The organism is Coriobacteriia bacterium, from assembly GCA_016649875.1.
Lineage (GTDB): Bacteria > Actinomycetota > Coriobacteriia > WRKU01 > JAENWW01 > JAENWW01.
Map to the genome: position 1 here is coordinate 1 of JAENWW010000009.1, position 11807 is coordinate 11807.

Annotated in this window: 11 protein-coding genes; 2 read left to right on the forward strand and 9 right to left on the reverse strand. The window is 56.5% G+C overall.

Annotation, left to right across the window (positions count from 1 at the left end; translation table 11 throughout):
- A partial coding sequence (locus tag JJE36_04575; GenBank protein MBK5211571.1) for a nucleotidyl transferase AbiEii/AbiGii toxin family protein occupies positions 1–508 on the forward strand: 508 nt, incomplete at its 5' end.
- A 114-nt stretch (positions 509–622) separates the two neighbouring features.
- Here JJE36_04575 and guaA read toward each other — a convergent pair.
- The 3 genes from guaA to ychF form a co-directional block, all read right to left on the reverse strand.
- Entirely contained in the window at positions 623–2176 is a 1554-nt protein-coding gene (gene guaA, locus JJE36_04580; GenBank protein ID MBK5211572.1) for a glutamine-hydrolyzing GMP synthase, read from the reverse strand.
- Positions 2177–2230: 54 nt separating this feature from the next.
- Complete coding sequence (locus JJE36_04585) at positions 2231–3118, reverse strand: PASTA domain-containing protein (protein MBK5211573.1); 888 nt, start codon at positions 3116–3118, stop codon at positions 2231–2233.
- Positions 3119–3218: 100 nt separating this feature from the next.
- Entirely contained in the window at positions 3219–4283 is a 1065-nt protein-coding gene (gene ychF, locus JJE36_04590; GenBank protein ID MBK5211574.1) for a redox-regulated ATPase YchF, read from the reverse strand.
- Positions 4284–4400: 117 nt separating this feature from the next.
- Between ychF and JJE36_04595 the strand changes: the two genes are divergently transcribed.
- A complete protein-coding gene (locus JJE36_04595) occupies positions 4401–5537 on the forward strand; it encodes a glycosyltransferase (GenBank protein ID MBK5211575.1) in 1137 nt (378 codons plus the stop codon).
- Positions 5538–5646: 109 nt separating this feature from the next.
- On the opposite strand, the gene groL is transcribed toward JJE36_04595, so the two are convergent.
- The 6 genes from groL to JJE36_04625 form a co-directional block, all read right to left on the reverse strand.
- The gene (groL, locus tag JJE36_04600; protein ID MBK5211576.1) at positions 5647–7281 is read right to left on the reverse strand and encodes a chaperonin GroEL; all 1635 of its coding nucleotides are present in this window, start codon (positions 7279–7281) and stop codon (positions 5647–5649) included.
- A 19-nt stretch (positions 7282–7300) separates the two neighbouring features.
- On the reverse strand, positions 7301–7591 hold the full coding sequence (gene groES / locus JJE36_04605; protein ID MBK5211577.1) for a co-chaperone GroES: 291 nt from the start codon (positions 7589–7591) through the stop codon (positions 7301–7303).
- A 206-nt stretch (positions 7592–7797) separates the two neighbouring features.
- Complete coding sequence (gene tsaD, locus JJE36_04610; GenBank protein ID MBK5211578.1) at positions 7798–10230, reverse strand: tRNA (adenosine(37)-N6)-threonylcarbamoyltransferase complex transferase subunit TsaD; 2433 nt, start codon at positions 10228–10230, stop codon at positions 7798–7800.
- Positions 10223–10705 (reverse strand): tRNA (adenosine(37)-N6)-threonylcarbamoyltransferase complex ATPase subunit type 1 TsaE, encoded by a 483-nt coding sequence (gene tsaE, locus JJE36_04615; protein ID MBK5211579.1) that lies wholly within the window; start codon positions 10703–10705, stop codon positions 10223–10225. The genes tsaD and tsaE overlap by 8 nt, the downstream gene beginning before the upstream one ends.
- A 31-nt stretch (positions 10706–10736) precedes the next feature.
- Positions 10737–11282: a uracil-DNA glycosylase gene (locus tag JJE36_04620; protein MBK5211580.1), complete on the reverse strand. Its 546-nt coding sequence runs from the start codon at positions 11280–11282 to the stop codon at positions 10737–10739.
- Complete coding sequence (locus tag JJE36_04625; GenBank protein ID MBK5211581.1) at positions 11273–11785, reverse strand: nitroreductase family protein; 513 nt, start codon at positions 11783–11785, stop codon at positions 11273–11275. Before JJE36_04625 ends, JJE36_04620 begins: the two co-directional genes overlap by 10 nt.
- Positions 11786–11807 lie beyond the last annotated feature (22 nt).

An 11807-nucleotide genomic window follows, 5' to 3' on the forward strand; every position in this document is an offset into this window, starting at 1 on the left:
CCAATACGGCAGCGTGCTTCCCCAGATAAAAACCGTTCGTCTTGAAGAGAACATTGCCGAAAAAATCGCTCGCCTTAACCGTACCACCACCGCCCGTGACATGTATGACCTGGCATGGATTGCGAATACGCCCGCAATTTCGAAATCACTCGACCTTGCTCTGATTCGTCGCCTTGCCGTGCTCAAGATATGGGTGGATACGAATGGTATGCACGCAGGTTCGATGGCTTGGAGCCCAGGTCACGAAGGATCAACGTTTGACGCAGAACATTGGTTGCGCGTTCGAGACAAGAACGAATTCGACCTTGAAGACATCGGTGCGCTGACGGTTCCGGCGCCATCTACAAGCGAGCTTTGCGATACCGTCCGTTTTGGCTTCGCGTTTCTTGCCGATATGGATAGCGATGAGCAAACGCTTGCTGAATCCAACGAACGAGACCGCTCGCTGGCAATACGGCTGCTGCAAAATCTTCCCGATGACCGACTGGCGAATATCGGATTGTACTGATCTTCTTATGAGTTACTGCGATTATTCTTCTTGTTCCAGATGGCTTGCAGGGACTCCGTGCTACTGGATGCTAAGAGGTGCAAACGGATACTAAAACCATATAGGAGGTGGACGTCACTCCCACTCAATCGTTCCGGGAGGCTTGCTGGTGATGTCGTAGGCCACGCGGTTAACACCGGCGACCTCGTTGATCAGACGGTTGCTCATCTTGGCGAGCAGCTCGTGGGGCAGCCTCGCCCAGTCCGCCGTCATGGCATCTGCCGATGACACGGCGCGGATGATGATGGGGCGCGCATATGTGCGCTCGTCGCCCATGACTCCGACCGACCGGATGTCGGGCAGCACCGCGAAGTATTGCCACACGCTACGCTCGGTATCCCATGCGCCGATTTCCTCGCGCACGATAGCATCGGCGTTGCGCAAAATCTCAAGTTTTTCTTCGGTGATGTCGCCGATGATACGCACGGCCAATCCCGGTCCGGGGAACGGCTGGCGGTGCACGATATGGTCGGGCAGACCGAGCTCGCTACCCACGGCGCGGACCTCGTCTTTGAAGAGCGCTTTGAGCGGCTCGATCAAATCGAAATGGACGCCGTCGGGAAACGGGATCAGGTTATGGTGGCTCTTGATTTTAGCCGCGGTCTTCGAGCCGGACTCGATGACATCGGGATAGAGCGTTCCTTGGGCGAGCCACTTCACGCCATCGAGTTTGGTCGCCTCGTCGAAAAAGACTTTCCAGAACTCCTCGCCGATTATGCGGCGCTTGAGCTCGGGCTCGGTCACGCCGGCCAGCAGCGAAAGATAGCGATCCTTGGCATCGACATGCACGAGATCGACTTTGAACTGCTTCTCGAACACCTCGACGACATCGGCCGCCTCGTTTTTACGCAGCATGCCATGATCCACGAACACGCAGGTCAGCTGGTCGCCGATGGCGCGATGGAGCAGCGCCGCAACCACCGAGCTGTCCACGCCGCCGGAAAGACCACAGATGACGCGCGCATCGCCCACCTGCTCGCGAACGCGCGCGATGGTTTCGTCGATGACACTAACCATAGTCCACGTCGGCGGAATCTGCGCGATATCGTGGAGGAAATTCTCGATGATGCGCTGCCCGAACGCGGTATGCGCCACCTCGGGATGGAACTGCGTTGCGAACAGCCCGCGCTGCGCGCACTCCATGACGGCCACGTGCGTCGTGTCGGTCGAACCGGTGATGGTGAAACCTTGCGGCACGGTACCCACCGAGTCGCGGTGGCTCATCCACACCTGACTTGTGGCAGGCACTCCGGCCAAAAGCCGGCTACCGCTTGCCGCAGGTGCCAGCTCAAGCTCGGCGAACCCGTACTCACCGATGTCGGTATGCGGAATCGTTCCACCCAGACCGCGCGCCATCTCTTGAATGCCGTAACAAAAACCGAGCACGGGAATCCCGAGCTCGAAAATCTTCTCATCCATGTGGGGAGCGCCCTCGGCGTATACGCTGGCCGGGCCGCCCGACAAAATGAGCGCCGCGGGTTTGCGCGCGGCAACCTCGGCGGCGGTTATATCGCTCGCGACGATTTCCGAGTAGACACGCGCCTCACGCACGCGACGTGCGATAAGCTGGGCGTATTGGGCCCCGAAATCGAGCACGAGTACGGTGGGCTGGTCTCCATGATAATCAATGGTGTTCGTCAAGTTGCTTACCGTTCTTCTCGAAAGCCGATGGAGCCCGTTTATTTAGTCGGCCAGCACTAAGATAACCGAGCATCCGCGTGGAATCGACGTTCCGGCGGCAGGTGCTTGGAATACGACCGTGCCGTAGGCACTCGGCGAATTCTGCTCGTACAGATACTTGATATTGAGCCCCCGACCATTAAGCGTCGAACGTGCGCTTCTCCACTGTTTGCCGATGAGATTCGGCACGGTTTGAGCGGAACTGTACGAAGCACTGGTTGCGATGTTGGGGAATGCGAATTTTTCGCCCTCCGTGCGTCCGAGATAGGTTTGATCGGACAAAACGAGGCCGGACTTCGGCTTGGCCGATGTCCCTTGAAGCGCGGCGGAATCACACACATAGACAGATGAAACCACATAGCCTTTTTTCTTCAGGCTCGCCTTCGCGATATCCTCATCGATGCCCACGATACCTCCGGAGGAAGACGACGTCGATCCCGATGAATAGGTCGCGAGTCGAGCCGCCACGTCCGCCTCGGATTCAACAGAAGTGCCCGAGCTTCCGATACTCGCGGAACTTCCCGCTTTCGAGGAAGCCGAATCGGCGAAATTTCCGTTTGAACCCGCGACTTCGAGATAACCGTTTTCATAGACGCCATCAGTCACTTTGACCACATCGATGCGCTTTGTCGATGAAACGCCCGGGGTCGTCTCCTGCGGCGCAGTGACGTGATGAGTCAGGTAATAGATGAACCCCAACAGGCAGAGCAATGCGACTACCGCAAGAGCAGTCACGAGCGCGAAAAGTATCTTGTTTTCTCTGAGTTTCGGTTGCGCCAGTTCGCGCAATTCTTCTTCCGAAATATCCCCGCCAGAAGCTACTTCGATAGTCTCATTCTCAGTCTCATCCAGTCCCATCTTCATCTTCCCCCAATTCGAATCATCCGACATCGTGGCATTAATCCCTTATAACCGTCGCGGTGAAACACCACGCCTCGATTATACCGTGCAAATGGATATGTGTCGTGTCAATTGCGCATACTGTCACATATCAGACGTTGAATTTGAAGTGAACGACATCGCCGTCTTGCATGACGTAGTCTTTTCCCTCGAGACGCAACCTACCGACATCGCGTGCGCCTTTTTCTCCACCGTACTCCACATAGTCTGCGTACGAAATGATTTCGGCCTTGATGAACCCGCGCTCGAAGTCGGTGTGGATGACACCGGCGGCTTGCGGAGCCTTGGCGCCGACGGGAACCGTCCACGCGCGCACCTCGATTTCACCGGCGGTGAAATAGCTTTGAAGTCCCAGTAGACGGTACGCCTCACGGCTGAGGGCATGGAGCCCCGGCTCCTTGAGACCGAGTTCGGAGAGATATTCGGCCGCCTCGGCTTCATCGAGCTCGGAAAGGTCGTATTCGACTTTCGCGCAAATGGGAATCGGCTTGATTCCGTCGACGAGTCCGAGATCGACATTGACCTGATCTTCGTCGACATTGGCCACATAGAGCATCGGCTTACTGGTGAGGAGGTGGAATTCGCGAATGATTTCTCGCTCATCCTCCGTCAGTTCGAGACTGCAGGCGCGGTGCCCCTCCTCGAGATGAGTGAGCACACGACGGGCGAGCTCCGCCTTGGGTCCCGATGTCTTATCCTTTTTCGCTTCTTTTTCGAGGCGCGAAACCGTCTTTTCCATGGTGCCGATATCGGCGAGGATCAACTCGATCTTGATGGTCTCAACATCGGAAGCGGGGTTGACCTTGCCGTCGACATGGATGACGTTTTCATCGGTGAAATAGCGCACGACTTCCACGATTGCATCGGTCTCGCGAATATTTGCGAGGAACTGGTTGCCGAGTCCGGCGCCTTCGCTCGCGCCCTTGACGAGCCCTGCGATATCGACGAACTCGACGGCGGCAGGCATGATGCGCTTGGGGTTTACCATTTCGGCGAGTTTTGCGATACGCGCATCGGGCACGGGAACCACCCCGACGTTGGGCTCGATGGTAGCGAACGGATAGTTCGCGGCCTCCACCTGATTTTTAGTCAACGCGGTGAACAGCGTGGACTTTCCCACGTTGGGCAATCCGACGATACCGATAGATAATGCCACAGCAAAACTCCTTAAGTGTTATGTATTGATTACGAAAACAACACGCTTCGCATAAGAAACGTATGCTTAAACAGTATAGTATACACAAAGGATTCATCTACCGACAAAGAGGTTCGAATGCGCATCGGCATGTGCTCCGATATGTACACTCCCCATGTAAGCGGAGTGACAAACCACATACGTCTTTACAAAAAACACTTCGAAGACCTTGGCCATGAGGTATTCGTGTTCACGTTCGGGGACCGAGACCACGTCGACTCGGAGCCGAACGTCTACCGCACCCCCGCCGTCTCATGGGGAGACACCGGATGGAATTTCGCTCCCTATTATTCGCTTGAATCCAAAGAACTTCTGAAAACCATGGACGTCATCCATGCACATCATCCGTTCCAGTCGGGACGCCTCGCCGCCTCCATCGCGAAAAAAGCCGACATTCCCCTCGTGTTCACCAACCATACCCGCTACGACCTGTATTCGGATGCCTATGCTTCGCTGGTACCGCAAGGTCCGCGCTACGGCACGCTCAAACTGTTCTTGAAAAAATTCCTGGACGATTGCGGATGTGTCGTGGCACCTTCCAAGTCCATCGAAGGGTGGCTGAGAACTTTCATCGGTTGCGATCACGTCGTGACCGTTCCCAACGGAATCGACATCGCAAAATTCGCCGACCCCGCCACAGTTCTCACGCGAAAGGATCTCGGCTTGAGTGAGGATGATTTCGTTTTCATCTATCTCGGCCGTGTCGCACCCGAAAAAAATACCGATTACCTGTTTTCCGAGTTCTTCGAGACGGCGGCGAACAACGACAACGCAAGAATGGTAGTGGTCGGCGCCGGGCCGGAGCTTGAAAAAGCGAAAGCGATGGCCGCCCGACACGAGCTCGGCGACCGTTTGATTTTCACCGGCATGCAACCTTACGATCTCTTACCGTCTTACGCCCATCTGGCCGATGCTTTCGTCACCGGCTCGGTTTCAGAGGTCCATCCCCTTGTCGTGCTTGAAGCGATGGCGGCCGGCCTCCCGATAGTCGCGGTCAGCTCGCCGGGTATCTCCGATACCGTGGAACAGGGCCGTTCGGGATTGCTTGCAAAAACACCGACGCCATCGCTTCTCGCAATCGAAATGGACACCATCATAAACACCGTGGGGCTCCGCGACCGCCTTGCGGCCGGAGCGAGCGAGCGCATTAAAAACTATTCGTTTGCAAACACAGCAGATGTGATCCTCTCCTACTACAAACAGCTCATCGGCTGAAGCCGCACGAATATCACAACGGTAGACAAAGAAGAACCCCGAACGCATTGTCCGGGGTTCTTTTCGAGACTATACCTGCAAAGCCCGAAAAAGGGCTCGGCGGTTTTCCTTACATCATACCGCCCATGCCACCCATGCCGCCCATGTCGGGCATGCCGCCGCCTGCGTTCGCAACGGGGATGTCTGAGACAGTCGCCTCGGTGGTAAGGATGAGGCTTGCAATCGATGCCGCGTTTTGAAGCGCGGTACGAGTCACTTTAACCGGATCGATGACGCCCATCTTGAGCATATCGCCGTATTTACCGTCTGCAGCGTTGAGACCTTCGCCGACTTTCATCGAACGAACCTTCTCGACGACGACAGACCCTTCGAAGCCGGCGTTGTCAGCAATCGCCTTCATCGGAGCAGCCAAAGCGCGACGGATGATATCGACACCGACGAGTTCGTCTGCACTGAGTCCGGTGATTTTATCGAGTCCGTCGAGCGCATCGACGAGCGCGACGCCACCGCCGGCGATGATACCCTCTTCGACGGCCGCACGCGTGGCCATCAACGCATCCTCGACGCGAAGCTTCTTCTCTTTGAGTTCGGTTTCGGTAGCCGCGCCGACCTTGATGACGGCGACACCGCCTGAGAGCTTTGCGAGACGCTCTTGGAGCTTTTCGCGATCGAAATCGGAATCCGAGTTCTCAATGTTCTGATGAATCTGCTTCACACGACCTTCGATGGCAGCTTTCTTACCGGCACCGTCGATGATCGTGGTGTTTTCCTTGGTGACCTTGATGGTTTTTGCGCGACCGAGCATCGAAAGCTCCGCCGTCTCGAGCGTGAGGCCGATTTCCTCGGAAATGACCTGACCGCCGGTGACGATTGCGATATCCTCGAGCTGTTGCTTACGACGATCGCCGAAACCGGGAGCCTTGACGGCTACGACGGTAAACGTTCCGCGGAGGCGGTTGACGATCAACGTCGCGAGAGCCTCGCCCTCGACATCTTCAGCGATGATGAGGAGTTGCTTACCGGCTTGCATAACCTTCTCGAGAAGAGGCAAAACCTCTTGAATCGAGGCGATCTTTTGGTTGGCGATCAGCACGAGAGGATCGTGGAGCACCGCTTCCATGCGCTCGGTATCGGTTGCGAAATACGGTGAGAGGTATCCTTTGTCGAACTGCATACCTTCGACGGTCTCGATGTCGATACCGAATGTCTGAGACTCCTCGACGGTGATGACGCCGTCTTTACCGACGATATCCATCGCCTCGGCGATTTTTTCACCGATGCTTGAGTCCCCGGCAGAAATGGTACCGACGTGTGCAATATCATCTTTGCCGCCGACTTTTTTGGAGTTCTTCTTGACGGTCTCGACGACATGCTCGACAGCAGCTTCGATTCCGCGACGAATCGCAAGCGGATTGGTGCCTGCGGTAACGTTGCGCAGACCCTCGTGGACGATGACATCGGCCAGAAGAGTCGCCGTGGTGGTACCGTCTCCGGCAACGTCGTTAGTCTTGATTGCGACTTCTTTGACGAGCTGAGCGCCCATATTCTCAAGAGGATCTTCGAGATCGATTTCTTTGGCGATGGTGACACCGTCGTTAGTGATGGTGGGAGCGCCGAACTTCTTCTCGAGAACGACGTAGCGACCTTTCGGTCCGAGCGTCACTTTGACGGCGGCAGCCAATTTGGAGACACCGGCGGCAAGACCCTTGCGCGCATCTTCATTGAACTTGATTTCTTTAGCCATGGTGAACGCGACCTTTCGTTTAGCCTTCGATTATTGCAAGAACATCATTTGCGGAAAGGATGAGATATGTTTCATCCTCATGCTTGATTTCAGTTCCGCCGTACTTACTGTACAAAACGACATCACCGACTTCGATTCCCATGGGAACGCGCTCGCCGGCATCGTTGAAGCGACCCTCGCCGACAGCTAACACCGTTGCCTTTTGCGGCTTCTCTTTTGCAGTTTCAGCCAAGATGATACCCGACTTGGTCTGCGCCTCCGCCTCTGCTTGCTTCACGATCAAACGATCGCCGAGTGGCTTGAGATTCATAGTATCGTTTCCTCCTTTTTGACTTTTACAAACTCGACATTCTCATCGCACGCTCACCGGATTTTCTCCCCACTTCACGCACGATGAAAACTTTTTAGCACTCACACAGCATGAGTGCTAAAAGCAATGATAGTACAGTGCCGGAGCAAAGCAATATATAATTTGAAATACACCATATTTTTTTCACACATGTGAGTGGAGGACACTTAGATTTTCGGAAAGTCGAGCGATGCCCGGGCGGAGGCATCGGCCGTAAAGTCCAGAGGCGCGTCGTGAAAAACACGCGCGGCTGCGGCACGGGCGATCATCGCCGCGTTGTCCGTGCAGTACACGAAGGGAGGAACGCTCACCTTCACGTCGAGACGCTCCATAGCCTGTGCTAATCCCTCGCGCAGCGCCTTATTGGCCGCCACTCCGCCGGCGAGCAAAAACCACTTCGCGCCGGTTTCTTGGACGGCTCTCACCGATTTCGACACCTGCACGTCGATAACTGCCTGCTGGAACGACGCGGCGATGTCGTTCGCGGCGAGCTCCTCGCCGGTTTCCTGCGCTTTGTGGATATGGGTTATGACGGCGGTTTTGAGTCCCGAAAGTGAGAAGGCGTAGTCGCCACTTTTCATCATCGCGCGCGGAAATGCAATCGCACGAGGATTACCGGTTTCGGCGAGGGCGGAAATAATCGGTCCTCCGGGATAGGACAATCCGAGCGCCTTGGCGACTTTATCGAACGCCTCACCGGTCGCATCGTCGAGTGTTTCTCCGAGTGTGCGATAAAAACCGGGCTCCGAACTGTGAATCAACGAGGTATGCCCCCCGCTGACGAGGAGCGCCACGAAAGGAGTCTCTATCTCGGGATGAGCGAGTATGTTCGCATAGATATGACCCTCGAGGTGATTGATGCCGTAGAGCGGTTTCGCGCATCCGAAGCTCAAGCCCTTCATGAACGCCAGCCCCACCACGAGCGCCCCCACGAGACCGGGAGAATCGGTGACGGCAAGCGCGTCGAGCGCCGAAAGAGGCATGCTGAATGCCGATGCGCTCGTCGCGGCGAGAGCCTCGTCGATGACGCCTGTCACGGCCTCGATATGCTTACGGCTCGCAATTTCGGGGACCACGCCTCCGAAACGGGCATGAAAATCGATTTGGCTTGCAATGACGTTGGACATGACCGTATTCTCTTCGACGACGGCGGCGGCCGTTTCATCGCACGAAGACTCGAGCGCCAAAATTCGCGCACCGCTTTCCGCACGCTCCTGCCTCGATACGGAACTCCACCATGTTTGCGCGATTTCGTCTGTGACCATCTCGCCCCACATGATAAGGGCATCTTCATGATTATCGGAATAATACGAAGGTCTCACTCCGGCCTGCACGAAACCGAGCGATTCATAGAGTTTTATGGCAGAATCGTTTGAAACACGAACTTCAAGTGTGATTTTGTTCGTACGCCATTCGAGCGCGCGCTGCATACCGGTGAGAATGAGCTTTCGCGCGACTCCCTTACGGCGGGCGGTCGGTGCCGTCACGACATCGAGCACGTGGACGTCTCCTGCCAAGTCGGCAAACCCGGCAAATCCCACGAGCTCGCCTTGGAGGAAAGCGCCGACCCAGATACGATTGATGAGCTCGAATTCGGCTTCGATCAAACCGCGTGTCCATTCGGGATGCTCGAGCGCCTCCTCGATGGCGACCATGGCCTCGATATCTGAGGGGACCAATGAGCGGAGCGCGACCGGAAACGCGGAATCGAGAGCTCGGTCGCCTGCGGGCGCGTCGAGCGAATCGCCTCCGACAAGTATTCCCACACCGGAGCGGTCGCTGGCTTTCTCATAGGCCGGAACGCTGTCTCCAGCGGCGATTTTTTTCACACGTTCGATTTCTTCGGCATCGGACATGCGCGTGTAGATGGGAAACACATCGCCGGGACGACCCGTATCCACGAACGGTTCGGGCGATCTACCGTTTGCCGCGGCGACATAGGCGGCAATCAACCCCGCCCCGTCGACCATACCGAGTGATTCATCCGCCATTTCGTAATCGATCCCGGCCGTCTCAAAAGCGGAGGTGATTGAATCCCGGTGTTTCAAAAGGCCGTTGCCGGCGACAAGCAACGTACCGCCTGCGCTCGAGCGCCGGTATTCATCAATGGCATCGGGAAGGACAGCCTCCGGCTTTCCCACATAATCTCTACGCACGCGCGACACCGCACCCGCCTCGATGTAGGCGAGCGCGGGATAGATTTCTTTACGCATGGCATCGGCGGCGATAAACGCCCAACCTTCATGGCCCGAGGCGGCAATACGCTGCGCGATGGCATCTGTGGTCGACACTCCGTAAAGAGGAACGCCCAGCCCACGGGCGATGCCTTTCGCCGTAGCGACACCGATTCGCACGCCGGTAAACGAGCCCGGTCCGCGCCCGACCACAACCGCCGCGATGTCCCCGCGATCGAGATCGAGCTCCGCAAGTGCCTCATCGATTTTCGAAAGGAGCATGATGTTCGCGCGCCGAGGAGCGGGAAACGATTCCGACGACAAAATATCAAACGGATGCGCGTTCAGCGGTTCACCGGTGTAGCGCGCGATTCCGACGGACAAAAAATCGCCGGCCGTATCGAATGAAAGGAGAACTTTACCCACGGGACACCTCGGATTCAAACGCCGCGACGAGGGTGTCACCGCGAGCAGTCAGGGAGCGTATGCTCAGCATGCGATCGCTCTCACCGATGACTTCGAGGGCAATGACTGCATCTGCGGCCTCGATGGCCTCCTCGAATTTATCGCCCCACTCCACGAGAGAGACACCGTCGCTTTCGACCAACTGATAAAAATCGATATCCTCGAGCTGATCGCCCGTTTCGAGACGATACAAGTCGAAATGATAGAAAGGGATTCTCCCCTGTTCGTACTCGAGGACGAGATTGAACGTCGGGCTCGATACCGCACCGGTGATTCCGAGTTCGCGTGCGAATCCTTGTGCGAAATGAGTTTTGCCGGCGCCGAGGTCTCCCGTCAAAACGATGCAATCACCCGGCTCGCAGACACGAGCGAGCGCACCGCCTACGAGGGCGGTGTTTTCTTGCGAGGTGGTTCGTATGCTAAACGAGGCGGTCATGTCCATCCTTTTTTAACGAGCTTGCCGGTGTTCACTCTTGCAACGGGTCTTTCATGAGTTCTTTCAGCGTCAGTGCGCTTTGCATGAACACGCCCTTCAAACTTCGATTGTAAATCGTCGCCGCCGGATGGTACACCGGTAACACCACACAGGCGACACCGGCATTCGAGCGTTTGTATATCTGTTCTTGCATGGCGGTGATGGGCGCGTCGATGCCCACCATCTGTCGTGAGGCAAACGTGCCGAGCGCAACGATGATGTCGGGGCGAATCGATGCGATCTGTTCCATCAAATTATCGTGGCACGCATCGATTTCCTCCGGCAGAGGATTACGATTTTTCGGAGGCCTGCACTTGACGACGTTCGTGATGTAGATTTCATCACGCACAAGGCCGGCCGCCTCGAGGAACTCGTCGAGCACATGCCCGGCCGCACCGATGAAAGGGGCACCGCCGAGGTCTTCGTTTTTGCCGGGTGCCTCGCCGATCAACATCACACGGGCGTGTGCATCGCCTTTACCGACCACCACTTGCGTGCGCGTGGCGCACAGATCGCAGCGTGTGCACGCTAAATCCATGAGGAAACATCTTCGAGAGGTCGCCTCGCCTGCTTGCCTGAGCCCTGCGCGCTGTATCCGATCGGTATGATGGTCACCGGGGTGATGGGTTTCTTGAGTCCGATGGCGGTGGCAACCGCGCTCTCGTCGAAAGCGCCGATCCAGCACCCGGCAAGGCCGAGGTTGATGGCGGTCAACAACATATTTTCCGCGGCGGCAGCGCAATCCTGGACCGCATAGAGCGCCAAGCCGCGATCGCCGTAACGTGCGGCACTCGGACGCGGATCGAGCGAAACCACGATAACAACGGGCGCGGCGGCCGCCCAGCGCTGTCCGAGCGAATCGATGAGGCGCTCACGGGCAACTTTCGACTTCACTACCGTGAAGCGCCAAGGTTGGATGTTACCGGCGCTCGGTGCAGAAATTCCGGCGCGCAATATCTTTTTTATCTCGCTGTCTTCCACGGGACGAGCGCTGAAGTTGCGAACGCTTTTACGAGCATCGAGCACATCTTCGAACTGCATGCAAACTCCTCAAACGAACTTT